The organism is Arthrobacter sp. NicSoilB4 (assembly GCF_019977335.1).
Classification (GTDB): Bacteria; Actinomycetota; Actinomycetes; order Actinomycetales; family Micrococcaceae; genus Arthrobacter.
Genome location: NZ_AP024653.1, coordinates 457,087 through 482,348 on the forward strand (window position 1 = coordinate 457,087; position 25,262 = coordinate 482,348).

Consider the following 25,262-nt stretch of genomic DNA (forward strand, 5'->3'; position numbering starts at 1 on the left):
CTGACACATGACTTCGCCTACCGGCACCGACGCCGCCGCACCCGAGGCAGCGGGCAGCATGTCCCGTGCAGGAGACCTGTTTCAACTTCTGCGCGATGGCAAGGCCCGCACCCGCGCCGAGCTGGCCCTCACCACCGGCCTGGCGCGTTCCACAGTCGCTTCCCGCATTGACGCGCTGATTCAATCCGGACTGGTAGGGCCGGCAGGCGAGGCCAGTTCCAGCGGCGGCCGGCCGCCGTCGCGCTTTGCCTTCAACCCCGCCGCCCGCGTGGTGTTGGCGGTCGACGTCGGCGCCACCCACGTGAACATAGCCGTCACGGATTTGAATGGGTCTGTGCTGACGGAGCGCCGGCTGGGCCAGGACGTAGCCGACGGCCCGGAAGCCGTGCTGGACCGGGTGGTGTCGGAAGGGACCAAATTGCTCAGACGGGCGGGCCGCGGCACGGAGGACCTCGCCGGCATCGGCATCGGCCTGCCCGGCCCCGTAGAACACGCCACCGGAATGCCAGTGAAGCCGCCGATCATGCCCGGCTGGGACGGGTTCGACGTGGTCCGGCACGTCCAGCGCTCGCTTCCGGTCCCCGTGCTGGTCGACAACGACGTCAACATCATGGCCCTCGGCGAACAGGCCTCCTACTGGCCGGAACACGGCAACTTCCTGTTTATCAAGGTCGCCACCGGGATTGGCGCCGGCATCATCAGCAGCGGCCAGCTCCAGCGCGGCGCCGACGGCACGGCGGGGGACCTCGGCCACGTCCGGGTGCCGCGCGGCGACAATGTGCTCTGCCGCTGCGGCAACTACGGCTGCCTCGAGGCGCTCGCCTCCGGCCCCGCCGTCGCGCAGTCCCTGACGCTCCAAGGCGTGACGGCGGACGACGGCGGCGACGTGCTGCGGCTCGTGGCCGAGGGGAACTTACAGGCCATTCAGGCCCTGCGTCAGGCCGGGCGGGACCTGGGTGACGTGCTGGCCACCGTGGTGAACCTGCTCAATCCGTCGGTCATTGTGATCGGCGGAAGCCTGGGCCAGGCCGGTGAACACCTCATGGCGGGCGTTCGTGAAGTGGTCTACCGGCGGTCGCTGCCGCTTGCGACCACCCATCTGCGGATTGGTCTTTCCATGGCGGGGGACCAGGCAGCCATCCTGGGCGCCAGCCAGATGGTCACGCAGTTTGTGCTTTCGCCCGCGGTGATCGAGGCGACCCTGCAGTCCGCGGGCTGACGCGGTCGCTGACCCCGGGGGAGTCACAATCGAAGGGTCCGGCGCGGGCACGTGATAGCAATGGACCTGATGAAAGCATATTTCTGCCTGCCGGCCGAGCGGCGGCACCCATGAGCGCCGGCGTGCTGGCGAAGGTGCCGCGGAGCTGGATCCTGCTGGCCGCCATCGGGCTCATTGCACTGAACATGCGCGGCCCGTTCGTGGCCGTGGCGCCGGTGGTCGGCCTGATGCAACAGGAACTCGGGTTCTCCCCGGTGGAACTGGGCTTCCTGACCGGCATCCCGGTGCTGTGCTTCGCCTTGGCCTCGCCGCTGGCCTCGTTGACCGGCCGCAAACTCGGCGCGGAAGTCGCCGTTACCCTCACCCTCCTGGGCGTGCTGCTCGGCGTGGTTGTGCGTTCGGCGGGCAACGGCGCCGTCGTGATGATGGGCACGGTGATTCTCGGCGTCGCCATTACGATCGGCAACATCGCCGTACCCCTGATCATCCGGCGGGACTTCGCTCCGGCCCGGCAGGGCACAGCGATGGGCATTTACACCGCCGCCTTGAACATCGGCTCCTTCATCACGGCCATGGTGATGGCTCCGCTGGCCGAGCTGTTCGGCTGGCGGCTGGCCCTCGCTTCCTGCGGGCTCTTCGCCATCGCGGCATTGGTCGTCTGGGTGCTCGCCTTCGGTGGCCGGGCGTTCCGCCCCGAACCGGTTCCCGGCCCGGGGCCGGTGCGCGCCGGGGCCAAGCCGGCGTCGCGCTGGATCACGGTCGGGCTGACCGTGGGCTTCGCAGGACAGGCGTTCTCCTACTACGGTGTGACCGCCTGGTTGCCCAGCATCCTCGCGGACGAACTGGGCATGACGGCCGCGGGCGCCGGCGCCGGATCCTCGCTGTTCCAGATCCTTGCGATCGTGGGAGGGCTGGGCGTTCCGCTCGCGGCGCGTTTCGCCAGTACGACGGCGGTCGGGCTCACCCTCGGTGTGTTCTGGGTGACCGTTCCGCTGGGCCTGCTGCTGGCGCCGGAGCTCTGGTGGCTGTGGTCCTCGTTTGGCGGTATCGCCCAGGGCGGCGGCATCACGTTGATCTTCATTGCCATCATCCGGCTGGCCCGGGACCAGGCCTCCGCCGGACGGATGTCCGCCGTCGTGCAGGGTGTGGGCTACTCCTTCGGCGCGCTGGCACCGACCCTGCTGGGCTACGCGAACGGCGTCACCGGATCCTGGACCGGCCCGCTGCTGATGGTGCTTTGCTCGGTGGTGCTGTTCATCCTCGGCACCGCACTTTCGCTCCGGCACGTCCCGAAGGCGCACTGAAGGATGTCGAAGTGAACGCCGAGGTGACAGTTCAGCCCCATGTCCGTCGGGACCATGGGCCTGAACTGTCACCTCGACGCCGTGGTCGGAGGGGTCTTCCGTTGCTGGGCTGCCGCCCCGGATCTCGGGGTGCCTGTTGCGAAGGGCATGGCGGCCCAGCAAACGGAAATCTGTGCCCTGCCGTTAGGCGGGGACGAGCGCCGGGTCCTCGCTGGGGACTTCCGCGCCGTCGCGAGCTTCATGCAGGAACCGGTCGTAAGCGGGAAGCGTCAGGAAGGCCGGGAACGACGGCGTGAGCGTGACTTCCTCGAAGATGTCCCGCGCATCGGCGAAGCGGTCGCCCTCGAAACGTTCCAGCCCGGCGAACTCCTCGTCCACCATGTCCTCGACCCATTCGCGGGTGATGACGTCGCCCTGGTCCGTGATGGCGCGGGAGAAAATCCACTGCCACAGCTGCGAGCGGGAGATCTCCGCAGTGGCGGCGTCCTCCATCAGATTGTGGATGGCGACGGCGCCGTTGCCCCGGAGCCAGGACTCGATGTAGCGGATTCCGACCTCGATGTTATTCCGGATGCCCTGCTCGGTGATGGTGCCGGTGGTGGAGGCGATGTCGAGCAGAGCGCGGTCGTCCGGAGTGACGTCCTCGCGGAGGCGGTCCAGCTGGTTCGGGCGGTCGGCGAGAACGCCGTCGAACACTTCGCGGCAAACCGGAACCAGGTCCGGGTGGGCCACCCAGGAGCCGTCGAAGCCGTCGCCGGCCTCCCGGGTCTTGTCCGCACGGACCTTCTCGATGGCGATCGCGTTGGCGTCCGCGTCCTTGCGGTTGGGGACGGCCGCGGCCATGCCGCCGATCGCCATGGCGCCGCGCTTGTGGCAGGCCCGGACCAGCTGCTCCGTGTAGGCGCGCATGAACGGCTGGGTCATGGTCACCTGGCTGCGGTCCGGCAGGACAAAGCGCGGTCCGCGGGTGCGGAAGTTCTTGATGAGCGAGAAGATGTAGTCCCAGCGGCCGGCGTTGAGGCCCGCGGCGTGGTCGCGCAGCTCGTAGAGGATCTCCTCCATCTCGAACGCGGCTGTGATGGTTTCGATCAGCACGGTGGCGCGGATGGTGCCCTGCGGGATGCCAAGCAGGTCCTGGGCGAGGACGAAGATGTCGTTCCACAGCCGGGCCTCAAGGTGGTTCTCGATCTTCGGCAGGTAGAAGTACGGGCCTTTGCCCTGGGCGATCAGCCGGCGGGCGTTGTGGAAGAAGTACAGCCCGAAGTCGACGATTCCGCCGGCAATCGGGGTGCCGTCAATAAGCATGTGCTTCTCCGGCAGGTGCCAGCCGCGGGGCCGGACCACGATCGTGGGCAGGTCCTCGGCGGCGCGGAGCTTGTACTCCTTGCCCTCCGGGGTGACGAAGTCGATCCTCCGCTCCAGCGCGTCGGTGAGGTTGAGCTGGCCCTGGATGACGTTGCGCCAGGACGGCGTGGAGGAGTCCTCCATGTCCGCGAGCCACACCTTGGCACCGGAGTTCAGCGCGTTGATGGTCATCTTCTTGTCCACCGGTCCTGTGATCTCGACGCGGCGGTCCGTCAGGCCCGGGGCCGGGGGAGCGACGCGCCAGTTCGGATCGTTTCGGACGGACTCAGTCTCCCGGAGGAACCGCGGGTCCTGGCCCTTGCCGATCTGCTGGCGGCGGTCACGGCGTGCCTGCAGCAGCTCCAGCCGGCGGCCCGCGGTGGCCTTGTGCAGCTTGGCGACAAACGCCAGCGCGTCCGGAGTAAGAACCTCGCCCTGCCGGCAAATCGGCTGCGCGGTCAGCGTGATCCCGTTGATGGTGAAGTTGTCAGTGAAGCTGTTCATTTCAAATCTCCTAAATAGGAAGAACGACGGCGAGTGGTGACGTGCGCTGGAGGCGGCGGGCCGGATGCTCCGGAAGCGTGCGTAAATGGGGCCCCATTGCCGCCCCGCCGAGGTGCGTGGTGGCGAAGGCGGCAATGGGGAATAGCACGCGGAGGAGTGTTCGGACCGCTGGCGGAGCTGCCGCCGTCGTAAGCGTTAGTGGAACTGGCCCTCTTCGGTCGATCCGACCAATGCGAGGGTGGATGCGTTCGGGTTGAGCGCGGTGGCGATGTCGTCGAAGTAGCCGGTGCCGACTTCGCGCTGGTGCTTCGTTGCGGTGTAGCCGCGGGATTCGGAGGCGAATTCCTTCTCCTGGAGTTCGACGTAGGCGCTCATGCCTTCGCGGGCGTAGCCGTGGGCGAGGTCGAACATCGAGTAGTTCAGGGCGTGGAAGCCGGCCAGGGTGATGAACTGGAAGGTGAAGCCCATGGCGCCGAGTTCGCGCTGGAACTTGGCGATGGTGGCGTCGTCGAGGTGCTTCTTCCAGTTGAACGACGGGGAGCAGTTGTAGGAGAGCATCTGGTCCGGGAAGTCGGCCTTGACGGATTCGGCGAACTTGCGGGCCAGTTCCAGGTCCGGGGTGCCCGTCTCCATCCAGATGAGGTCGGAGTAGGGGGCGTAGGCCTTGGCGCGGGCGATGCAGGGTTCGATCCCGTTGCGCACCTTGTAGAAGCCCTCCGCGGTGCGAACCGGCTGTCCCCCTTCGCGGAGGATGAATTCCTGGTCCCGCTCGTCGACGTCGGAGGTGATCAGGGTGGCGGCCTCGGCGTCGGTGCGGGCGATGATGACCGACGGGGTGCCGGCGACGTCGGCTGCCAGGCGGGCCGCGTTCAGCGTGCGCACGTGCTGCTGGGTGGGGATCAGGACCTTGCCGCCGAGGTGGCCGCACTTCTTCTCCGACGCGAGCTGGTCTTCCCAGTGCACGCCCGAGGCGCCGGCCTGGATCATGGACTTCATCAGCTCGTAGGCGTTGAGCGGTCCGCCGAAGCCGGCCTCGGCGTCGGCGACGATCGGGACCATCCAGTCCTCGACCGTCTGGACGCCTTCGGAGAACTCGATCTGGTCGGCGCGGAGCAGGGCGTTGTTGATGCGGCGCACCACGGTGGGAACAGAGTTGGCCGGGTAGAGGGACTGGTCCGGATAGGTGTGGCCGGAGTTGTTGGCGTCGGCGGCGACCTGCCAGCCGGAGAGGTAGATGGCGCGGAGGCCGGCCTTGACCTGCTGCACGGCCTGGTTGCCGGTCAGCGCGCCGAGGGCGTTGGTGTACTTGCCTTCCTTGTGCTCCTCGGTGAGCTGCTTCCACAGCTTCTCGGAGCCGCGGCGGGCCAGCGTGTGCTCTTCGGAGACGCGGCCGCGGAGGCGGACGACGTCGGAAGCCTTGTAGTCCCGAGTGACACCTTCCCAGCGCGGGCTGGCAGCCCACTCGAGCTCCAGGGCGGCGGCCTGCTCTTCGGGCGTCTGCTGGGTGGGCTCAAATGCTGCAGTCATCTTTGTCTCCTTGGTGGGGGTCCGGGGCCGGCTTGGCTGCTTCCTCGCAGGTCAAGCCGGCTGATCCGGAGCGGTGTTGGGCCCCCGGCCGCCGGGGTCCCTCACCGAGCTTGCGAGGTGGGGGAGCGGCTGGGGATTTCCGTAAGACCTACTTTTCTGTACTTTCAAGGGGCTTTCTAGACCAAAACTCTGGAAAGAAATGCACTTCTTCGCGTATTCTCAAGAAATGCATCCCGCCAGCTGGAACCGCCCCGTCTCGTCCCCGTCCTCGGCAGCGCCCGAGGTGGATGTCATCAGCATGGGCCGCCGCGTCCGCCACCTGCGCAAGGCGGCCGGGCTGACGCTGGATGACCTGAGCGCCACCGTGGGCACGGCCCCCAGCCAGCTGAGCCTGATCGAGAACGGCAAGCGCGAGCCGAAACTCGGCCTGCTCCAGCAGCTCGCGGCGGCCCTCGGCGTGAGCATCGACGAACTGCTCGGCGCGGAGCCACCCAACCGCCGCGCCGCACTGGAGATCGAGCTGGAACGCTACCAGCGCAGCCCCATCTACGAGTCCCTGAACCTGCCCAAGATCCGCATCAGCTCACGGCTTCCGATGGACGTGCTGGAGTCCATGGTGGGGCTGCAGCACGAGCTGGAACGCCGGCTGAACGAGCAGGTCGCGACGCCGGAAGAGGCGCGCCGTGCCAACGGAGAGCTCCGCGCCATGATGCGCGAGCGGAACAACTACTTCCCGGAGTACGAGGCGGAGGCGCAGAAGGTCCTGGCCTCCGTGGGCCACACGTCCGGACCGCTGTCCCATCACGTCATCGCGGACATCGCGGGGCACCTCGGCTTCAGCCTCCACCATGTGGGCGACCTGCCGCATTCCACCCGCTCGGTGACGGACCTGAAGAACCGCCGGATTTACCTGACGCAGAACGCCCGCAGCGACCACGACCCGCGGTCCGTGCTGCTGCAGGCGCTGGGCCACTACGTCCTGGGCCACCAGACGCCGTCGAACTACGGCGACTTCCTGATGCAGCGCGTGGCCACGAACTACTTCGCCGCCGCGCTCCTGCTGCCCGAGCAGGCGACCGTGGAATTCCTGCAGCGCGCCAAGCAGGCAAAAGAAATCGCCGTCGAGGACATCCGCGATGCCTTCGCCGTGTCCTACGAGACCGCCGCGCACCGGTTCACCAACCTCGCCACCCAGCACCTGGACATCCGCACCCACTTCCAGAAGACGCACAAGAGCGGCATCATCTACAAGGCGTACGAGAACGACGGCGTGACGTTCCCGCAGGACCACACCGGCGCCATCGAGGGCCAGCCCTCCTGCAAGAACTGGACCTCCCGGGTGGTGTTCGACGTGCCGGACAAGTTCAGCGCCTACAACCAGTACACGGACACCCCGGCCGGGACCTACTGGTGCACGGCCCGGACCGAGCGCTCCGCCAACGGCGAGTTCTCGCTGTCCGTGGGGGTGCCGTATGCGCAGGTGAAGTGGTTCCGCGGCCGCGACACCACCGAGCGTTCCAAATCCACCTGTCCGGACGAGAGCTGCTGCCGCAGGCCCCCGGCCGCCCTGACCTCGGAGTGGGCCGGGAATGCCTGGCCCTCGGCGCGGGCCCATTCGCACCTGCTCGCGGCGATGCCCCCGGGCGCCTTCCCCGGCGTGGACGAGACCGAGGTCTACTCCTTCCTGCAGGCGCACTCGGGCAGCTGACCTCCTCACATCAGGTGAGGGGGCGTCTGCTGTGCGTGGCTGAAAGCTCAGCGGACTATATTGGCCGTGTCAGCTAGTGGATTCGACTGCGGGAGCGCCCAGCCATGGCCAAGGAACTTGCAACCCAGCTCATCGAACAACTCCAAGCCGCCGGCGTGCAGCGGATCTACGGAATTGTCGGCGACAGCCTCAACCCGATCGTCGACGCCGTCCGCAAGACCGGCGGCGCCGCGAAAGGCGGGATCGACTGGATCCACGTCCGGCATGAAGAGGCCGCCGCGTTCGCCGCAGCGGCGGAGGCGCAGCTGACCGGCAAGCTCGCGGTCTGCGCCGGTTCCTGCGGGCCGGGCAACCTGCACCTGATCAACGGGCTCTACGACGCCAACCGCTCCGGCGCCCCGGTGCTGGCCATCGCCTCGCACATCCCCAGCAAGCAGATCGGCAGCAGCTTCTTCCAGGAGACCCACCCTGACCGGCTCTTCAACGAGTGCTCGGTCTACTCCGAACTCATCAGCACCGCCGAGCAGGCGCCGCGCGTGATGCACAGCGCCATCCAGCACGCGGTCGCGCTCCGCGGCGTCGCCGTCGTGACCCTCCCCGGCGACATCGCCGGGGTGGAGGCGACCGCTCCAACCCCGGCTCCCGCCGCGTTCCGCCCGGCCACGCTTGTGCCGGACCCGGCCAGCGTGCGGGAACTGGCGGAGGCCATCAACGACGCCGGGAAGGTCGCGATTTTCGCCGGGGCTGGCGTCGAGGGTGCCCACGACGAGGTCATCGCCCTCGCCGAATTGCTCGCCGCGCCGATCGGGCATTCGCTCCGCGGCAAGGACTTTATGCAGTACGACAATCCCTACGACATCGGCATGACCGGGCTGCTGGGCTACGGCGCCGCGGCCGAGGGGATCCAGGACGCGGACCTGCTGATCCTGCTCGGCACTGACTTCCCCTACGACCAGTTCCTGCCCGGAACCCGCACGGCGCAGGTGGACCGGGCCGCGCAGAACCTGGGCCGGCGGACCGACGTCGACATCGCGGTCCACGGCGACGTACTGCCAACGCTCGCGGCCCTCATGCCCCTGCTGAAGCCGAAGAAGAGCCGGCGCTTCCTCGAGGCGATGCTCAAGAAGCACGACCGGTTGATGAACAAGGCTGTCGGCGCCTACACGCGGAGGGTCGAAAAGACCCAGCCGATGCACCCGGAGTACGCGGCCTCGCTGCTGGACCAGGTCGCAGCGAAGGATGCGATCTTCACCGCCGATACGGGCATGTGCAACGTCTGGACCGCCCGGTACATCAGCCCGCTGGGCACCCGCCGGCTGATCGGCTCGTACCTCCACGGTTCCATGGCCAACGCGCTTCCGCATGCGATCGGTGCCCAGCTGGCCTACCCCGGCCGGCAGGTTGTCTCTGTCTCGGGCGACGGCGGCCTGTCGATGCTGCTGGGGGAGCTGATCACGGTCGCAGCGCACCGGCTCCCGGTCAACGTGGTGGTGTTCAACAACTCCACCCTGGGCATGGTCAAGCTGGAGATGCTGGTGGACGGGCTCCCGGACTTCGGCGTGGACGTCCCCGATGCCAACTATGCCGCGGTGGCCCGCGCCCTGGGCTTTCACGCCGTCCGGGTCACGGACCCGTCCCGGATTGAGGCGGCCTACCGGGAAGCCTTCGCCCACCCCGGGCCGTCGCTGGTGGAGCTCATCACGGACCCCAAGGCGCTGTCCCTCCCGCCCAAGATCAAGGGCGCCCAGATCTTGGGCTTCGCCACGGCCATGTCCAAGGCGGTCCTCAACCGGGGTGCCGGAGAGGCCGTCAGCATGGCGCGGAGCAACCTGCGCAACATTCCCCGGGGCTAAGGCGGTTCGAGTTCGCCGGAAACGTGCGAGTTCGCCGGAGCTCCCCGGCGAACTGGACTGTTTCCGGCGAAACTGGGCTGCGCGACGTGGGTGGACGGGCTGGGGGCTGGTGCTTGGGCGGGAAAACGGCGTCAAATCGTGACCCGGGCGCGGTCGCGCTTTGCCGGGCCCGGTGCTTGACTGGCCGTAGGCGGGATCTCCGCCCTTCTACTTTCGCTGTTGTGCGGGCCTTGGGGGCGCGATGAGACAGAAGACCACAGCGCGGCTTGTTGCCGCGGGGGCTGCCCTGGCGCTGGCCTTGACGGCCTGTTCCGCCTCGCCTCCGGCGCTGGTGCAGGCCGACGGCGTCGAACGCGTCTCGGCGGAAGAGTCCGCCTATCCGGCCGAGTTGGCTCTCCTTCGGGCATCGGCGCGGAAGCTGGGCGCCGCCCTTCTGACAGACGGCGGGGACGCCGGAAGTGGAAACGTGGTTTCGTCCCCGGGCAGCCTGCTGGTTGCCCTGGCAATGCTGCGGGTGGGCGCATCCGGCGCAACCGCTGCCGAGATGGACAGTGTGCTGGGCTTCCCCGCGGAGCATCGCGACGAAGCCCTGAACGCGCTGCTGACTTCCTTGGAAGCTTTCGACGGCGACCCAGGCTCGGTGGATGAAAAGGACCCGCCGCGCCGGCCGGTCCTGCACACGGCAAACGGCTTGTTCGTGGACAAGGGCGAGCCCACGGGGGAACGCTATCTGCAGTCCTTGGCGCGGTATTACGGAACCGGCGTATACCCGGTGGACTTCCAGGATGAGGCCGCCACCAAGCCGGCAATCGACGCCTGGGTGAACCAGAACACCGGCGGACGGATCAAGGAGGCGCCCGCGAAGTACGACCGCAGGGACACTTTCAGCGTGCTCAACGCGGTGTACTTCGCCTCGGCGTGGAAGGTCCCTTTCGACCCGGCGGACACTTCTGACCTGCCGTTTACGACGTCCGACGGCGGGCAGGTTTCCGTCCCCACCATGTCGGGCGTTCAGGACCTTGCCTACGCCCGGGGTGCAGGCTGGCAGGCCGTCGATTTGCCCTACGCCGAGGGATTTGTGATGCGGCTCGTGCTCCCGGATTCCGGGACTTCGGGGCCCGGGGCGCAGGACGCCGTCGACGCAGCCCTGGCCCTTGAAGCCGCCGACCCGGCGCCCGTGCAGATCGTCTTGCCGCGGTGGGACCACAAGAGCGACTTTGATCTGCGCCAGGTTTTCACTGACCTGGGGCTGCAGACGATGCTCCAGACCCAGACCGACTTCGGCTCAATCCAGCACGGCCTCAAGATCCAGGCGGCCGCACAGTCCGCCAGCATCACCGTGGCCGAGAAGGGCACGATTGCTGCCGCCGTGAGCCAGATCAACGCCCGGGCAGTCAGCGGAGTGGCAGCGACCGAGGTGATCCGGTTCGACCGGCCGTTCCTGTATGAGATCGTCCACGTCGCGAGCGGGCTGCCCCTCTTTATGGGCAGGGTGTCCGACCCCCGCGCAGCCGGCGCGTGAATAACCGACCTTCCGCGAACTGGGCCCAGACCGCGCGCCGGGACCCGGTGGGACGGCGTTAGCGCGGGCCGCCCTGCCAGAGCGCATCGAACGGCGCTCCCGAAGCCACCCGGTTGCGGATTCCCGCGGTCACAAACGCCTTGGCCGTCCGGGCAGCCTCGAGCGGGGTCGCGCCCTTGGCCAGTTCGGCCGTCACTGCGGCGGCCAGCGAGCAGCCGGCACCCGACACTGCCACTTCGCCCACCTTCGGGGCGGACAGGACTTCCAGCGTCTCGCCGTCGTAGTAGACGTCGACGGCGTCCGGCCCGGCCAGGCGCACGCCGCCCTTGGCGAGCACCGCGGCGCCGCTGAGTTCGTGGATCCGGACCGCGGCGGCCTTGAGCGATTCGAGGTCGGTGATTTCGAGGCCGGAGAGGGACTCGGCCTCGAAGTGGTTCGGCGTGACAAACGTGGCGAGGGGCAGGATCTGAGCCTTGAGGGCCTGGTCCGTGTCCAGCGCGTGGCCCGGCTCCTGGCCCTTGCAGATCAGCACCGGATCCAGGACGACGTTGGTGAACCCGCCCGCGGCCAGGGCCGAGGCCACGGTCGAAATCGTTGCCGGGCTGCCCAGCATCCCGATCTTCACCGTGTCCAGAGTCGACGGTGCGCCGGACGCGGCGCCGTAGGCCGCCGTCGTCGCCTCCAGTTGGTGGGCGATGACCTGCTGGTCGACCGGGACGAAGCGGTGGTTCCAGTTGTCCTGCGGATCGAAGGACACGATGCACGTCAGGTTGGCGATGCCGAAGACGCCAAGTTCCTGGAAGGTCTTCAGGTCGGCCTGGGCGCCGGCGCCGCCGGTCGCTTCGGAGCCGGCGATGGTCAAGGCGACGGCGGGAGCAGCCGGGGCGTCGTCGTGGGCGGGGGCCGCCAGGGCGGCGGAGTCAAAGGCGGTGGAAGTCATGGTCCCATCCTGCCATTCCCGGAAAACCGTCCGTATTGTGCGCATGACCAATATGAACAAAACCCACGTGTTCCGGATCACCGCGAATAAGGTGGCGGACGGTGTTGCTTTCTTGCGGCGCCGGATCCAGGAAGGTTCATTGATGAGCACCCAGCTGTCCGAATCGGCACAGACGAGACGAGCCGTAAGCAATATTCTCAAAGGCTCCGCCGGCAACCTCGTGGAGTGGTACGACCTCTACGTCTACACAGTCTTCGCGGCCTATTTCCAGTCGCACTTCTTCAATTCCAAGGACGAGCTCCAGGCCGGCCTGGAGGCGATGGCCGTCTTCTCGACGTCGTTCCTCATGCGCCCGATCGGCGCCTGGTTCTTCGGCCGGTACGCCGACCGCAAGGGCCGAAAAGCTGCGCTGACGCTCAGTGTGACGCTGATGTCGGCCGGTTCCTTCGCCATCGCGATCCTGCCGACCACCCAGCAGATCGGTGTTTGGGCGCTGATCCTGCTGATCGTTGTGCGGTTGATCCAGGGCTTCTCCGTTGGCGGCGAATACGGCACAAGCGCCACCTACATGTCCGAGGCCGCTACCTCCAGGCGCCGCGGATTCTTCTCCAGCTTCCAGTACGTCACGCTGATCGGCGGCCAGATGCTGGCGCTGCTGGTCCTGGTCATCCTGCAGAACACCATGGACAAATCAGCGCTGACCGAGTGGGGATGGCGCATCCCGTTCGCAATCGGCGGCGTCGCGGCGCTCGTGGTCCTGTGGCTGCGGCGCTCGATGGAAGAAACCGTGTCCGAGGAGCAGGTCGAGGCCGCCAAAATTCCCGCCGTTGCCGGCGTTGCCCAGCCGGGCACCATGAAGCTGCTTTTCACCCAGTACTGGAAGCCCCTGCTGATCTGCATCGGCGTCACCCTCGGCGGCACGGTGGCGTTCTACACGTACACCAACTTCATCCTGAAGTTCATGAACGATACCTCCGGCATCGCGAAGACCGACACGTCGGTGATCAACTTCTGGGCACTGTTCATCTTTATGCTGCTCCAGCCGGTTTACGGCATGATCTCCGACAAGGTCGGCCGCAAGCCGCTCCTGCTCTGGTTCGGCATCACCGGCCTGCTGTTCACCTGGCCGCTGCTGTCCACCCTGGCCGGGACCAAGGACCCGTTCACCGCGTTCCTGCTCATGATGGGCGGCCTGCTGATCGTCGGCGGCTACACCTCGATCAACGCCCTCGTGAAGGCCGAGCTGTTCCCTGCCTCCATCCGCGCCCTCGGCGTGGGCCTGGGCTACGCCATTGCCAACTCGCTGTTCGGCGGCACGGTTCCACTGATTGGCGCAGCGCTGCAGAAGGCCGGCCAGGTGGACGTGTTCTTCACCTACGTCACGGTGGCCATCGGCCTCTCGCTGCTGGTCTACATCTTCGCGCTGAAGAACAAGAAGTCCACGCACCTGGACCACGAACAGGGCCACGCGTGGGAGCCTGCCGCTGGCACGGCTGTGACGGGCGACGGACGCAGGGACGACGACAAGGACCTCGTCGACGCCTCGCGCCGCTAGGGCCACCCGCCGCTCGGAAACGGACGGCGCTTACGACGGCGGGCAGCCGGCTGCTGGACTTCGGTTCCGGCAGCCGGCGGTCCGCCGTCGTGGTTAACAGCGGGGCGGGGTGAGAGAATGGAAGGCGGTTCCGGCGGCCAGCCTGCACGGAGCCTTCCAGTGCTAATACAGCCGGCTGCCACGTTGTCCTCCATGAGGATCCGGGCACCAGGCGAACCACTATGAATGGAACAGCCATGACCTCCGCCAAGACTTTTCCGGCCGCCGCGCCGCCGAAATTCGCCTCGATCGGTTCCCCGTACTTCGGCATCCTCCTGGCCGTCATGGCCGTGGTGTTGATCCTGTCCAACATCGGGGCGTCCAAAGGTGTGGCGATCGGCCCGATCATCACCGACGGCGGCTTCTTCCTCTTCCCGCTGGCCTACATCCTTGGCGACGTGATCAGCGAGGTCTACGGGTTCAAGGTGGCGCGGAAGGCCATCATCACCACTTTCGCGCTCTCGGTCTTCGCGTCCCTGTGCTACTGGATCGTCATCGCCCTGCCAGGGTTCGACGACGACTTCGGCACCGCCAAGCAGGCCGCGCTGGAAGGCGCCCTGGGACCGGTTCCGCAGATCGTGCTCGCCTCGCTGCTGGCGTTCCTGGCCGGGCAGACCATCAACGCCTGGATCCTCGTGAAGATGAAGGCCCGCACGGGGGAGAAGTCCCTGTGGGCAAGGATCATGGGCTCCTCGGTGGTCGGGGAGTTCGTGGACACCCTGATCTTCTGCAGTATCGCGGCTTCCGTGATCGGGATTACCGACATCGGCATGTTCGTGAACTACGTCGCCGTGGGCTTCCTCTACAAGACCCTCGTGGAGTTCCTCTTCGTTCCGGTGACCGCGGCCGCGATCGGCTGGATCAAGAAACGCGAACCGAGCTACGGGGCATAGGGTCCGGGCCGCAGCGCGCGGCCGCCGGCATCGGGAAGGCGGGGGTCGCTGGTTCGCTGCCGGGCCGCAGACCGAGCGGACGCCGTCAGCCGGAAACGCGGGCCGTGGTGCCGCGGACGACGAGGGCCGGCTCGATCAGCTTGCGTTCGGGCTCGAGCGTGGGGTCCTGGATTCGCGCCAGCAGCGCGTTGGCGACATCGACGCCGACGATGTCGCTGCGGTTGTCCACGGTGGACATGTCCAGATACCGCGACTTGGCCAGCTGGGAGTTGTCGTAGCCGATCACGGACAGGTCCGCGGGGACGGACAGGCCCCGGGCCTTGGCGGCGGCGAGGGCACCCAGTGCCATGGAGTCGTTGGCGGCGAACAGCGCCGTCGTGTCCGGGTGGTGGTCCAGCATCCAGCAGGCCGCCGCGTAGCCGTCCTCCTCGGAGGTCCCCTGGGACTCGCCGGCGATCCGGACCTCTACGCCGGCTTCCAGAATGCGGCCGCGGAAGCCTTCCCTCCGATGGGCGGCGGCGCCTCCGGTGCCCGAGAGGTGCCCGATGCGGGTGTGTCCGAGCCCCAGCAGGTGTTCAGCGGCCATCCGGCCGCCGCCGTCGTCGTCATTCGTGATGAGGCCGGCCCCGGCGGGGACACCATCCCGCCAGCCCGCGACGACGGCGGGAACCCAGGTTCCGGCCATCATCGCCTCGCTTGGTTCTGCCGCGATGACCAGCCCCTCCACGTGCATGGACAGCAGGCCGTCCGTCGCTTCCGTGATGCGGTTCTCGCCCGGCCGTGAGTCCGCGAGCGTGACCTGGTAGCCGTGGGGGGAGAGGGCGGATTCCAGCCCGCGCAGGAGGTCCACGAACCAAAGGTTGCGGAAATCGTCAATGACCAGCCCGATGCTTTTCGTCTGGCTGCTGGCGAGCGTCGTCGCCGCCCGGCTGGGCCGGTAGCCCAACTCGGACATGGCCGCCAGGACAGCCGTCCGGCGCTTCTCGCTGACCTTTGACGGGTTCTGCAGCACCAGGGACACCAGTGATGGCGAGACGCCCGCGCTCTTGGCGACGTCGTAGATCGTCGGGCGGCGGTTTCGTGAGGTGTTCAGCGTCATCTGGAGAGCCTTTCATGTCTCATCCGAGGATAACCAGTCAACCATTGACAGGACATATTCACATAGCTAATCTTCTAGTCAGCGAAACTTTTTGTAGCGCTCCAATTTTCAAGAGTCGGGCCGCGGCCTGGCCGAATTTCAAAGGAGAAATCGATGGCTGACAGTCTAGGAGTCGCCGTAATCGGCGCCGGCATGGCAGGCAAGGCCCACGCGGCCGCGTACCGCACGGCATCGGCGCTCTACAGCCCGGTCCTTCCGCCCATCCGGCTGGTCTCCATCGGCGACGTCAACGCCGAGTTCGGTTCCCTCGCAGCGAAGCGCTTCGGCTACGAACGCAATGACACGTCGTGGCAGGCGATCGCCGAAGCCGACGACATCGACGTCGTGAGCGTCGTCATTGCGAACTCCCTTCACCGTGAAGTGGTGGAGGGCCTCCTGGCCGCCGGAAAGCACGTGCTGTGCGAAAAGCCGCTGAGCGACTCCCTCGAGGACGCCCGCGCCATGGCGGACGCTGCCCGCAACGCCAGCTCGATCGCCCGCATCGGGTTCACGTTCCGCCGCACCCCCGGCATCGCCTACATCCGCGACCTCATTCGGTCCGGTGTCCTGGGCAACGTCCTCCACTTCAGCGGCCGCTACTGGACCGACTACGGGTTCAGCCCCTCGGCCCCTATGAGCTGGCGGTACAAGGGCGGTCCCGGCTCCGGCGCGCTGGCCGACGTCGGAAGCCACCTTACTTACGTGGCCGAATTCCTCTGCGGCGACATCAAGTCCATCAGCGGCGGACGCCTCAGCACCGTGATTGACAAGCGCCCCTTGCCGCTCGGCGCCGTCATGGGCCATGACCACGCCGCTGTCAGCGACACGTTCGAGCCCGTCGACAACGACGACTACGCGGTCTTCTCTGCCGAATTCGAGAACGGTGCCGGCGGCTTCGAGGTCTCCCGGGTGGCGGCCGGCCACGCCAACAGCCTCATCTTCGAGGTCTTTTGCGAGAACGGCGCCGCCCGGTTCGACCAGCGCCGGCCGGCAGAGATCGAACTGTTCCTCAACGACGGCCCGGCCAACGAAAACGGCTACCGCCAGGTCATCCTCGGCCCCGGACACCCCTACATCGCCGGTGGCCTGGCTATGGACGCGCCCAGCGTCGGATTCGGCCAGAACGACGCGTTCGGCTACCAGGCCCGGGCATTCCTGGAGGAGGTCGCCGGCCTCAGCGAAGCGGACTCCCTGCCCCGCTGCGCCACTTTCGACGAGGGCGTGCGCAACATGGAACTGCTCGGCGCCGTCACGGAATCCGCACTGAACAACGGAAAGAAAATCACGTTATGAAACTCGGCGTCTACAACGCAATCCTGCACGACCGCCCCCTTCCCGAGGCCCTCAAGGTCATCGCCGGCCTGGGGCTCACCGGCATCGAAATCAACACTGGTGGATTCCTGCCTGCCGTCCACGTTCCAAATATGGACCAGATCCTTGAAAGCGATGCGGCCCGCGACGACTACCTCGCGATTTTCGAGGGGACCGGCGTCTCGATCGCCGGCCTGAACTGCAACGGCAACCCGCTGCACCCCAACCGCGAGATCGGCGAGAAGCATGCCGAGGACATCCGGCGCAGCATCCGTCTGGCCCAGCGGCTGGGGCAGGACCGCGTGGTCACCATGTCCGGGCTGCCCGGCGGAGAACCGGGGGCCACCACGGTCAACTGGGTGGTCAACGCCTGGAACTCGGCCGCCCTGGACGTGCTCGACTACCAGTGGGGCATCGCAGCCGGCTTCTGGAAGGAAACCGACCGCCTCGCCGCCGACCACGGCGTGAAGGTGGCCCTCGAACTGCACCCGCAGAACCTCGTGTTCAACACCGCCGACGTGCACAAGCTCATCGAGCTCACCGGCGCGACCCATGTGGGCGTCGAGCTGGACGCCTCGCACCTGTTCTGGCAGCAGATGGACCCGGTCGCCGTGGTCCGCGAACTCGGCCCGCTGGTCTTCCAGGCGGCGGCGAAGGACGTGCGCGTCAACACTGCGAACGCAGCACTCTACGGGGTCCTCGACAACAGCTTCCGCAGGCTTTCACCCGAGGAAAACCGCACCAACCTCGGCGGCGACGAGTGGGCCAACGAGTGGCCCAAGAACTCCGCCTGGGACTTCGTGGCCCTCGGCCGCGGGCACGATACCGCCTACTGGACCGAGTTCCTGCGGGCCTTGTACGAGGTGGACCCAGACATGCTGGTCAACATCGAGCACGAGGACGTTTCCCTCGGCCGGATTGAGGGCCTCCAGGTGGCGGCCAAGGTGCTGCGGGACGCCGACGCGGCGCTCTCGGCGTCGTTGCACCTCACGAACTGATCGCCCGGTAAACCGCGAGATCGCCGGAAAGCTCCGGGATCGCCGGAACCTTCCGGCGATCCCGCACGCTTCCGGCGACCCCGGCGACGTCGACGCGCGACCCCGCCGACGCCGGCGCCGGAACCTAGGAGTAGTACTGCCGCAGCGTCTCGGCCTTGAACTCGAAGAAGTTGCCGGCCTCTATGGCCAGGCGGGCGTCGTCGACCATCTTCACCACGAAACGCTCGTTGTGGATCGAGATCAGGGTGGCCGAGACCATCTCCTTGGCCTTGAACAGGTGGTGGATGTAGGCCCGCGAATAGTTCAGGCAGGCGTAGCAGTCGCAGCCTTCCTGCAGCGGGCCGAAGTCGCGCTTGTACATGGCGCCGGAGAGGTTGTACCGGCCAGTGGGGTGGTAGAACGCCGAGTTGCGGGCCACCCGGGTGGGGGAGACACAGTCGAACGTGTCCGCGCCGTTTTCGATTGCGGTGAAAATGTCGTCCGGTTCGGAGATGCCCAGCAGGTGCCGGGGTTTGTTCTCCGGCAGCTCCTCGTTGCACCAGCGCACGATCGTGCCGAGGTTCTCTTTCTCCAGCGCCCCGCCGATGCCGAAGCCGTCGAAGTTCATCGCGCCGAGGTCCCGGCAGGCCTTGCGGCGCAGGTCCTCGTACTGGGCACCCTGGATCACTCCGAACAGGGCCTGGTAGGGCTTGCCCGCGCGTTCGGCGGTGAGCCGGAAGTGCTCCGTGATGCAGCGCTCGGCCCAGCGGCGGGTGCGCTCCAGGGACTCTTCCTGGTAGCCGCGGGAGTTCTGCAGTGTGGTCAGCTCGTCGAAGGCGAACATGATGTCCGCGCCGATCTGGTGCTGGACGTTCATGGAGATTTCGGGGCTGAAGCGGTGCCGGTCGCCGTTGAGGTGGCTCTTGAACCACACGCCTTCCTCGTCCACGTGGGCCAGGCGTTCCTTGCCGGGCGCGACGGCGTCGTCCGGTCCGGAATTGTCCACCGATTTCATGTCGATGACCTTTTTGAACCCCGAGCCCAGGCTCATCACCTGGAACCCGCCGGAGTCGGTGAACGTGGGTCCGCGCCAGTTCATGAACGCGCCCAGGCCCCCGGCCTCATCCAGGATGTCCGCGCCGGGCTGCAGGTACAGGTGGTAGGCGTTGGCCAGCACGGCCTGCGCCCCGAGGTCGGCGACGGACTCGGGGAGCACCGACTTGACCGTGGCCTTGGTGCCGACGGCGATGAACGCCGGCGTCTGGATCTCGCCATGCGGCGTGGTGATGGTGCCGGTGCGGCCAAGGAACTCCCCGCCGTTGGCGGCAACCTGATCGGCCGACGGCGAGCAGCTTTCACTCAGGCGCTTGCCCACCCGGAAGGAAAACTCGGACTGCCGGGCAGGTTCGGGGGGCAGGGACGCAAAGTCAGGATTGGCTGGCACCGTTCAAGTGTGCCAGCTAACAGCCTGCAACCTTTAGTGCAGCGGATCCGATGTGGGGTAGTTCTCAGCCCGCCACTTGTCCCAGTAGCTGCGGATGGACTCCAGCTGGTGCGCACCGAGGTCGTACGTCGAGACGATGACCAGTGAGCCGCCCTCGGGCCTGATGTCCTTGATGGCGGGCTGGTCCGCGACGATCACCAGGCCCTCGCCGTGTTCTGCGTAGTGGTGGACCGTGAGCCCCACCTGGTGGTTGCTGCGGAACCAGACCTTGCCGGAGACTTCCTCGCCCGTGGCCAGGGTGAGCGAGTACGGCTCGCCGGGCTTGGGCACATCCGACAGGCCCAGTTTTTCGATGGCGGACCCCTCGCTGCCGGGGACGGAGAAGAAAAAGGTCCGGCGTTTGCCGTGCGGATGCCGTTCGAGGGCAAAGCGGAGCTGCTGGATGAACGTCAGCCAGCCCTGGGTGATGTCCTCGTCCCAGGCGGCCCACTCGGAATTGTGGTCCACGGCGGCCCGCGTGACGCTGAGCTCCGTGCCGGTCGGGACGGGCTTCAAGGTGAACACGTCCCCGCCATCGACCACAAGGGACGTGTGGTCGGCGCCTTCGACCACATTGGGGCTGAAGTAGATCTCATTGATCTCGGCCGCCTGGTCGTCGGCTTCCCAGCCGTGCCACTGGGCAACCTTGGCGGGCTCGCGCAGCATCGTCCAAACCTGCTGCGCGTCGGAGTTGATCACAACGCTCAGATTGTTCGTCATGGGGTGAATCTACAACGCACTGCCCTGAGGGGATAGGGGCCAAACGCCTCAGGAACGGACGGACTCAAGTTCGTTGCCGATGCGGCGGTCCAGCTCCGGGGCGCCGATGGTTTCCGATCCGCCGTGGGCGCGCAGGAAGAGCAGCGCCTCGAGCCGCAGGAGCCGCCACTCGCGTTCCGCATCCGGATTCGAGTTGTCCATCGCACGGAAGATTTCCTTGTCGTACAGGTTCGGTTCGTTGAGCGAGCGCTGGCGGACCTTGGCGTTGATCCGGGCCTTGAACGGGTCCGTCTCCATGGCGTCGGGGGCCCGGAGGAACTTCTCGTAGACCGCGGCCCGTTCCTCCTGGCCGAGTTGGCGGCAGATGAAGCTGGACAGGGCCAGCGAACCCTCCACCGACGACCAGCGCCCGCGGTTGCCGTCGAAAGGCAGCACATTGAGCAGATCGGCAACGGCGAGGGCGTTCTTGGCGTCCTTGAGGATGATGAACAGTTCCTGCGCGAGGTCGTTGAGGTCCTTGAGGCAGCTGCCGGACTTGGTGTTGATTCCCTTGGCCAGCCGTTCGCTGAGCAGCAGCACTCCCACGGACTTCGGGTGGGCGCGGGCCGCCGCCTCCACCACGGCTTCGGGCGTGCCCTCCAGGGCAGGGATCAGCGCCAGGTCCTCTTCGCTGGGGCCGCTCACCACGGGCGGAATGGGCGGCAGGGGCGGCACGACGACGGCGGCAGCGGCGGTGCCGCCGACGGGCTCCTGGCTGCTGTCCGGATCGCCTGTGCCGCCGCGGGTGCCGTCATCATCCGTGGCCGGTTCGACGAGCTGCAGCGGGGAGCCGGAGTCTTCGAACTGGGTCTCTTCAGCCTCGGCAGCCGCCTCCAGAATCAGAACGGTGGAGGCCGCCGCGATCCGGAGTCCGCCGCCGCCGGTGAGGGTCGCCAGGACCATGGCGGGGATACCGAAATCGTCGGTTTCGACGTCGACGCGCTGGATTTCGGCGGAGCGGTTGCCGTCGGGCAGGAGCAGATGATCGCCGCTCTGCAGAGATCCAGCCTGCTGTTCGATGTAGTTCGGGGCGGCCGGGGGGTGGGTCATCTGGAGTCCTTAAATTCTTTTGCGGTCCGCCCAACAGTCTACAAAGGCGCGTGTGGGCAGCCGGCGGAAGTCAGTTCCCTCAGCCGGCGGCGGTCAGTTCCCGACGCCCGCGAAGGCCAGTGCCTGCCGGATCAGGGCGCCGCGGCCGCCGCTGAATTCGAGTTGGACATCCGAGCTCATGACTTCCTGCGGCGTCATCCAGGTCAGTTCCAGGGCGTCCTGGCGCGGGGTGCATTCGCCGGTGACCGGGATGATGTACGCCAGCGCGACGGCGTGCTGGCGGTCGTCGGTGAACCCGGTGTGGGACGGGGACGGGAAGTACTCGGCCACCGTGAACGGCACCGGGCTGATGGGCAGCTGCGGAAACGCGAGCGGGCCCAGGTCCTTCTCCATATGGCGCAGCAGGGCAGCACGGATGGTCTCCCGGTAGAGCACCCGGCCGGAAACCAGCGAGCGGACCATCGTGCCGTCCTCGTCGGCCTGCAGGAGCGTGCCGACCTCGTTCACGAACCCGAGCGGATCCAGCCGGACCGGGACGGCCTCGACGTAGACCATGGGCAACCGGCCGCGGGCCTCGAACAAATCATCGTCGGAGAGCCAGCCGGGGTTCGGGTCAGGGGTGCGAACGTTCATGGTTAAGTTCTACCCCATCCCCGCCGCTGCGTTGTGGTCACACTCAACCGGCAGCCGGTGCCGCGGAGATCCAGAGCGGCGGGTGAGCGGCGGTACCGTCCGCATCGGGATTGGCGACATGAAGGGTGGGGATCAAGGCTTCCTCGAGGACCGCGGCCTCGTGTCCGGCCTCCTCGAGGCGTTCGCGCAGGGCGTCAAAGTCCCCGGTGTATTCGAAGCCCAGGCCCGCACTGCCGGTGCCGGTTCCTGCGCCGACCATGAGGATCCCGCCGTTCTTCGCCGCAAACGATTCCGATTCGGCAGTGTCTGAGTCTATGCCGGCGTCGCCAGCGGTGCCCGGGACCGGGCGGGGCCGGGCGCCGATGTTGCGCAGGGTCTGGGCCGCAGCGACGGCGTCCTCGGCGAACCAGACGCCGACGACGGCGAGGCCGGGGTCCGCTTCCGGCGACCCGCTCCAGCTCCCGTCGCTGGCGCGGGAAGCCGGGTCGGCCAGGAAACTGAAACCGTCAGCGGCGGTGACCCGGCAGGACGGACCGTGGTCCGCCTCGATGAGTTCCGCGGTGGTGCCGCCTGCCGTGGTGCTTTCAGCCGCTCCGGCTTCCTTGGTCCGCCGGGCAAATTCCTTCAGGTCACCCACCTCGACGCCCAGGGAGGTGGTGCCGTCCGCGGCCGAGCCCTGCTCGGTGAAGTGGAGGGCGAGGCGGCCGGAGCCGGCGTCGAACTCCCGCCAGGTGGGCTCGTCAACGGTCTTGACCATGCCCAGGCTGGTGAGCAGCCGCTCCCATTCGTCCAGGCGGGAGGTGAAGTGGATCGGGCGGACTCGCAGCATCGTTGCTCCTCAGGGTTGGAACGGATTCCGGCTCTCAGGGATATCGTCCCACCAAAGCGGACGCTTGTGGGGGGGTGCGGAGCACAATGGTCCCATGGCTGATGAACTTGTGGAACTGCTGGTGAAGGACGCCGCCCAGTGGCGCGCCTGGCTGGAACGGCATCACGCGGAGAGCCCCGGCGTGTGGCTGGTGCTGCACAAGAAGGGTGGTTCCGTGACGGAGCTGGACTACGAGGCAGCACTCCAGGAAGCGCTGTGTTTCGGCTGGATCGACGGCCAGGGACGGCGCCGCGACGCGGAGAGTTCCTTCCAGCGGATGACCCGCCGGGGACCGAAAAGCGTGTGGTCCGCCCGGAACGTCGAACGGATCGGGCGCCTGGAAGCCGAGGGGCGGATGGCTCCCGCCGGACGCGCCGCCGTCGACAGCGCCAAAGCGGACGGCCGCTGGGAAGTTGCCTACTCCGGCGCGGCGACGGCGGAAGTCCCGGCGGACCTGGCAGCGGCCATCGCTGCCGACCCGCGGGCACAGGCGATGTTCGACGTACTGACCTCGGTGAACAGGTTCGCCCTGATCTACCGGACCAACGGAGTCAAGCAGGCCGCCACCCGGGAGAAGAAGATCGCGGGATTCGTCGAGATGCTCGCCCGGCACGAAACGCCGTACCCGCAGAAAAAACGTCCGCCAGAATCCTGACCGCCAGAATCCTGGCCGCCCTGGCCGGCGGGCAAGTTTTCTGGCGGTCGCTAGAAGCCGACGCCCATGGCCTGGGCGACCACCACGGCCGACGCCGAGGACCACGCCTGCGGATGGCACGACGCCGGATATGGCACCGCGTGCCCGGCCTCCTCCGCGCTGATGCCGGCGAACAGTTCCGGGAGGCGGTGGCCGAAGGAGCCGGATGCGGCCAGGAGGCCCTCGGCGATGGTCCGGGCTTCGGGGAGGAAGCCCTCGGCGAGCAGCCCCCGGACCGCGATCGCGGTGTCGTGGCTCCAGACCGAGCCGCAGTGGTAGCTGAACGGCCAGAAGCCGGCGGCCCGCCGGGAAATCGTGTGCACACCGTAGCCGGAGAACAGCTCGGGGCTCAGCAGCCGGTCCGCCACGAGCCGCGATTCCGAGGCATCCAGGATTCCGGTGCCGAGCAGATGCCCCATGTTGGACCCGGGGACGTCCAGGGGATCGCCGCGCCCGTCGAGGGCCATGGCCGGGAAGGGCCCGCCGTCGTCCTCGACCCAGAAGCGCTCGCGGAAATTCTGCTGCAGCGCCTCCGCAAAGTCCCGCAGCGCCTGGCCGCCGGGCTCGCCATAGGCGTCGAACAGATCGGCCGTGTCGACGGCGGCCTGGTAGGCGTAGCCCTGGACCTCGGACAGGGCGATGGGGCCGTCGGCCTGGCGGCCGTCGCGGAACTGCATGGCATCCCGGGAATCCTTCCAGCCCTGGTTGCTGAGGCCGTGGCCGGTTGCGTCCTGGTAGCTGAGGAATCCGTTGTTCGGGCTTCCGGGCGCGCCGCCGGCGGCCAGCAGCCATTCCACCGCCCGTGCGGCGTTGGGCAGCAGCGAACGGACCGCTGCGTCGTCCAGTCCGGACCCGCCAAGTTCGGCCAGCAGGCAAAGCCACAGCGGGGTTGAATCCACGGCGCCGTAGTACACCGGCGGCAGGCGCAGGCTCTGGCTCTCCAGCACCAGTTCCTTGGACCGGAGCTCGTGCAGGATCTTGCCGGGTTCCTCGGCGGCGGCCGGGTCATCCCGGGTGCCCTGGAACGCTGCCAGGGAGCGCAGCGTTCCGGCGGCGAGCCCGGCGTCGAGGGGCAGGAGCAGCCGGGCGGCCCAGAGCGAGTCACGTCCGAACAGCGTGAAGTACCAGGGCGCCCCGGCGGCGAGGAACGGCGCGTCGGGCAGCTTCCGGGTGGCCAGGCGGAGCCCGGCGAGATCATCGAGGGCGTTGTCCAGCAGCAAGCCCAGGGCGCCGGACGGCTCGGTGCGGACCCGGCGCGAGGCGGGCGGCCGGCCGGCCACCACTGCGTCTTCGCTGTCGGCCAGAACAGCCTGCCACTCCGCTTCGAACGGGCGTCCCCGCCCTGCCGTCCCGCGCCAGAGGAGCCTCTCACCAGCGGCGACGCAGCCCGGGGCCGCGACGGTCAAAGTCCGTCCGCCGTCGCGCCAGCGCAGCGTGGAATCGTCCGCCGCGAACGGCTCGGAGGGATCCCGGAAGCGGCTGAGGCGGATGGCGGCCATGTCCGTGAAGTCCGCGGCGAGCCGGATTTCGATTTCCACGTCGAGCGAATCGAGGGAGGTGGCCACCTGCAGGGAGTGCCGGACGACGCCGGGCGTGACGGTCCAGATCTGGAGCAGTTCGACGGCGGGGTCCTCCGTGGGCCCCGGGATGCCGCGGACCAGTCCCCGCACGCGCAGCACGCCGCCGGCTTCCGCCTCGACCGTGGCGGGTTCCGGCTCCATGCCGTTCACCCGGACCTCTGCCCGGCACAGCATCCGGGTGTCCCCGTGCAGCAGGCCCGTGAACCAGCCACCGCCCTCTGCGCCGGAGGGGCTGGAATCGCCAGGGGCGCCAGTGCCGCCGGCGGCTCCGGCCAGCCGCCCGTCGGCGTCGAGCCACAGCTGGGTGGGGGCGGCAACGGAGCAGTGCTGGCGGTGGAGCGCTGGCTGAACAGTCATGCGC

General features: G+C 67.7%; 20 protein-coding genes. 10 read left to right on the forward strand and 10 right to left on the reverse strand.

Translation table 11 applies throughout. The features are described 5' to 3' along the window. Window positions 1–7: 7 nt before the first annotated feature. Both LDO13_RS02215 and LDO13_RS02220 read left to right on the forward strand, forming a co-directional pair. Window positions 8–1,219: an ROK family transcriptional regulator gene (locus LDO13_RS02215; RefSeq protein ID WP_224048456.1), complete on the forward strand. Its 1,212-nt coding sequence runs from the start codon at window positions 8–10 to the stop codon at window positions 1,217–1,219. Between the two features lie 110 nt (window positions 1,220–1,329). Further along, a complete protein-coding gene (locus LDO13_RS02220; protein WP_224048457.1) occupies window positions 1,330–2,523 on the forward strand; it encodes an MFS transporter in 1,194 nt (397 codons plus the stop codon). 183 nt (window positions 2,524–2,706) lie between these two features. Here LDO13_RS02220 and aceB read toward each other — a convergent pair whose 3' ends face one another. Both aceB and aceA read right to left on the reverse strand, forming a co-directional pair. Further along, window positions 2,707–4,371, reverse strand: coding sequence for a malate synthase A (gene aceB / locus LDO13_RS02225; protein WP_224048458.1), 1,665 nt, complete (start codon window positions 4,369–4,371; stop codon window positions 2,707–2,709). Between the two features lie 195 nt (window positions 4,372–4,566). After that, on the reverse strand, window positions 4,567–5,898 hold the full coding sequence (gene aceA, locus LDO13_RS02230) for an isocitrate lyase (protein ID WP_224048459.1): 1,332 nt from the start codon (window positions 5,896–5,898) through the stop codon (window positions 4,567–4,569). Window positions 5,899–6,097: 199 nt separating this feature from the next. Here aceA and LDO13_RS02235 point away from each other — a divergent pair, with 199 nt between their 5' ends. The 3 genes from LDO13_RS02235 to LDO13_RS02245 all read left to right on the forward strand — a co-directional run bounded on the left by LDO13_RS02235 (window position 6,098) and on the right by LDO13_RS02245 (window position 10,981). Then, the gene (locus LDO13_RS02235) at window positions 6,098–7,606 is read left to right on the forward strand and encodes a helix-turn-helix transcriptional regulator (RefSeq protein ID WP_224048460.1); all 1,509 of its coding nucleotides are present in this window, start codon (window positions 6,098–6,100) and stop codon (window positions 7,604–7,606) included. Window positions 7,607–7,710: 104 nt separating this feature from the next. Beyond that, complete coding sequence (locus LDO13_RS02240; RefSeq protein ID WP_224048461.1) at window positions 7,711–9,459, forward strand: pyruvate dehydrogenase; 1,749 nt, start codon at window positions 7,711–7,713, stop codon at window positions 9,457–9,459. A gap of 241 nt (window positions 9,460–9,700) precedes the next feature. Further along, on the forward strand, window positions 9,701–10,981 hold the full coding sequence (locus LDO13_RS02245; RefSeq protein ID WP_224048462.1) for a serpin family protein: 1,281 nt from the start codon (window positions 9,701–9,703) through the stop codon (window positions 10,979–10,981). 58 nt (window positions 10,982–11,039) lie between these two features. On the opposite strand, the gene LDO13_RS02250 is transcribed toward LDO13_RS02245, so the two are convergent. After that, window positions 11,040–11,921: a hydroxymethylpyrimidine/phosphomethylpyrimidine kinase gene (locus LDO13_RS02250; protein ID WP_224048463.1), complete on the reverse strand. Its 882-nt coding sequence runs from the start codon at window positions 11,919–11,921 to the stop codon at window positions 11,040–11,042. Between the two features lie 142 nt (window positions 11,922–12,063). On the opposite strand from LDO13_RS02250, the gene LDO13_RS02255 reads away from it, so the two are divergent. After that, window positions 12,064–13,476 carry an MFS transporter gene (locus tag LDO13_RS02255; protein ID WP_224048464.1) on the forward strand — a complete coding sequence of 471 codons (1,413 nt, stop codon included), beginning with the start codon at window positions 12,064–12,066 and terminating at the stop codon, window positions 13,474–13,476. Window positions 13,477–13,712: 236 nt separating this feature from the next. Beyond that, on the forward strand, window positions 13,713–14,408 hold the full coding sequence (locus LDO13_RS02260) for a queuosine precursor transporter (RefSeq protein ID WP_224048465.1): 696 nt from the start codon (window positions 13,713–13,715) through the stop codon (window positions 14,406–14,408). An 85-nt stretch (window positions 14,409–14,493) separates the two neighbouring features. Here the strand turns inward: LDO13_RS02260 and LDO13_RS02265 are convergent, their stop codons facing one another. Beyond that, entirely contained in the window at window positions 14,494–15,507 is a 1,014-nt protein-coding gene (locus LDO13_RS02265) for a LacI family DNA-binding transcriptional regulator (RefSeq protein ID WP_224048466.1), read from the reverse strand. 153 nt (window positions 15,508–15,660) lie between these two features. Here LDO13_RS02265 and LDO13_RS02270 point away from each other — a divergent pair, with 153 nt between their 5' ends. Together LDO13_RS02270 and LDO13_RS02275 are read left to right on the forward strand one after the other, a co-directional pair. Next, on the forward strand, window positions 15,661–16,839 hold the full coding sequence (locus LDO13_RS02270) for a Gfo/Idh/MocA family oxidoreductase (RefSeq protein ID WP_224048467.1): 1,179 nt from the start codon (window positions 15,661–15,663) through the stop codon (window positions 16,837–16,839). Beyond that, window positions 16,836–17,855 (forward strand): sugar phosphate isomerase/epimerase, encoded by a 1,020-nt coding sequence (locus LDO13_RS02275; RefSeq protein WP_224048468.1) that lies wholly within the window; start codon window positions 16,836–16,838, stop codon window positions 17,853–17,855. The genes LDO13_RS02270 and LDO13_RS02275 overlap by 4 nt, the downstream gene beginning before the upstream one ends. A 124-nt stretch (window positions 17,856–17,979) precedes the next feature. On the opposite strand, the gene tgt is transcribed toward LDO13_RS02275, so the two are convergent. The 5 genes from tgt to LDO13_RS02300 all read right to left on the reverse strand — a co-directional run bounded on the left by tgt (window position 17,980) and on the right by LDO13_RS02300 (window position 22,588). After that, the gene (tgt, locus tag LDO13_RS02280) at window positions 17,980–19,278 is read right to left on the reverse strand and encodes a tRNA guanosine(34) transglycosylase Tgt (RefSeq protein ID WP_224048469.1); all 1,299 of its coding nucleotides are present in this window, start codon (window positions 19,276–19,278) and stop codon (window positions 17,980–17,982) included. 33 nt (window positions 19,279–19,311) lie between these two features. Next, window positions 19,312–20,037, reverse strand: coding sequence for an SRPBCC domain-containing protein (locus LDO13_RS02285; RefSeq protein ID WP_224048470.1), 726 nt, complete (start codon window positions 20,035–20,037; stop codon window positions 19,312–19,314). A gap of 48 nt (window positions 20,038–20,085) precedes the next feature. After that, window positions 20,086–21,126 (reverse strand): DUF6707 family protein, encoded by a 1,041-nt coding sequence (locus tag LDO13_RS02290; RefSeq protein WP_224048471.1) that lies wholly within the window; start codon window positions 21,124–21,126, stop codon window positions 20,086–20,088. 93 nt (window positions 21,127–21,219) lie between these two features. Then, window positions 21,220–21,759 (reverse strand): NUDIX hydrolase family protein, encoded by a 540-nt coding sequence (locus LDO13_RS02295; protein ID WP_224048472.1) that lies wholly within the window; start codon window positions 21,757–21,759, stop codon window positions 21,220–21,222. 43 nt (window positions 21,760–21,802) lie between these two features. Further along, the gene (locus LDO13_RS02300; RefSeq protein WP_224048473.1) at window positions 21,803–22,588 is read right to left on the reverse strand and encodes a VOC family protein; all 786 of its coding nucleotides are present in this window, start codon (window positions 22,586–22,588) and stop codon (window positions 21,803–21,805) included. A gap of 94 nt (window positions 22,589–22,682) precedes the next feature. Here LDO13_RS02300 and LDO13_RS02305 point away from each other — a divergent pair, with 94 nt between their 5' ends. Beyond that, on the forward strand, window positions 22,683–23,282 hold the full coding sequence (locus tag LDO13_RS02305) for a YdeI/OmpD-associated family protein (RefSeq protein ID WP_224048474.1): 600 nt from the start codon (window positions 22,683–22,685) through the stop codon (window positions 23,280–23,282). A 50-nt stretch (window positions 23,283–23,332) separates the two neighbouring features. Here the strand turns inward: LDO13_RS02305 and LDO13_RS02310 are convergent, their stop codons facing one another. Next, window positions 23,333–25,258 (reverse strand): glycogen debranching N-terminal domain-containing protein, encoded by a 1,926-nt coding sequence (locus LDO13_RS02310; protein WP_224048475.1) that lies wholly within the window; start codon window positions 25,256–25,258, stop codon window positions 23,333–23,335. Between the last annotated feature and the right edge of the window lie 4 nt (window positions 25,259–25,262).

Coding starts and splice junctions, on each gene's coding strand:
- LDO13_RS02215 (WP_224048456.1), top strand. CDS start 8: ATGACTTCGCCTACCGGCACCGACGCCGCCGCACCCGAGGCAGCGGGC.
- LDO13_RS02220 (WP_224048457.1), top strand. CDS start 1,330: ATGAGCGCCGGCGTGCTGGCGAAGGTGCCGCGGAGCTGGATCCTGCTG.
- aceB (WP_224048458.1), bottom strand. CDS start 4,371: ATGAACAGCTTCACTGACAACTTCACCATCAACGGGATCACGCTGACC.
- aceA (WP_224048459.1), bottom strand. CDS start 5,898: ATGACTGCAGCATTTGAGCCCACCCAGCAGACGCCCGAAGAGCAGGCC.
- LDO13_RS02235 (WP_224048460.1), top strand. CDS start 6,098: ATGCACTTCTTCGCGTATTCTCAAGAAATGCATCCCGCCAGCTGGAAC.
- LDO13_RS02240 (WP_224048461.1), top strand. CDS start 7,711: ATGGCCAAGGAACTTGCAACCCAGCTCATCGAACAACTCCAAGCCGCC.
- LDO13_RS02245 (WP_224048462.1), top strand. CDS start 9,701: ATGAGACAGAAGACCACAGCGCGGCTTGTTGCCGCGGGGGCTGCCCTG.
- LDO13_RS02250 (WP_224048463.1), bottom strand. CDS start 11,921: ATGACTTCCACCGCCTTTGACTCCGCCGCCCTGGCGGCCCCCGCCCAC.
- LDO13_RS02255 (WP_224048464.1), top strand. CDS start 12,064: ATGAGCACCCAGCTGTCCGAATCGGCACAGACGAGACGAGCCGTAAGC.
- LDO13_RS02260 (WP_224048465.1), top strand. CDS start 13,713: ATGACCTCCGCCAAGACTTTTCCGGCCGCCGCGCCGCCGAAATTCGCC.
- LDO13_RS02265 (WP_224048466.1), bottom strand. CDS start 15,507: ATGACGCTGAACACCTCACGAAACCGCCGCCCGACGATCTACGACGTC.
- LDO13_RS02270 (WP_224048467.1), top strand. CDS start 15,661: ATGGCTGACAGTCTAGGAGTCGCCGTAATCGGCGCCGGCATGGCAGGC.
- LDO13_RS02275 (WP_224048468.1), top strand. CDS start 16,836: ATGAAACTCGGCGTCTACAACGCAATCCTGCACGACCGCCCCCTTCCC.
- LDO13_RS02285 (WP_224048470.1), bottom strand. CDS start 20,037: ATGACGAACAATCTGAGCGTTGTGATCAACTCCGACGCGCAGCAGGTT.
- LDO13_RS02290 (WP_224048471.1), bottom strand. CDS start 21,126: ATGACCCACCCCCCGGCCGCCCCGAACTACATCGAACAGCAGGCTGGA.
- LDO13_RS02295 (WP_224048472.1), bottom strand. CDS start 21,759: ATGAACGTTCGCACCCCTGACCCGAACCCCGGCTGGCTCTCCGACGAT.
- LDO13_RS02300 (WP_224048473.1), bottom strand. CDS start 22,588: ATGCTGCGAGTCCGCCCGATCCACTTCACCTCCCGCCTGGACGAATGG.
- LDO13_RS02305 (WP_224048474.1), top strand. CDS start 22,683: ATGGCTGATGAACTTGTGGAACTGCTGGTGAAGGACGCCGCCCAGTGG.
- LDO13_RS02310 (WP_224048475.1), bottom strand. CDS start 25,258: ATGACTGTTCAGCCAGCGCTCCACCGCCAGCACTGCTCCGTTGCCGCC.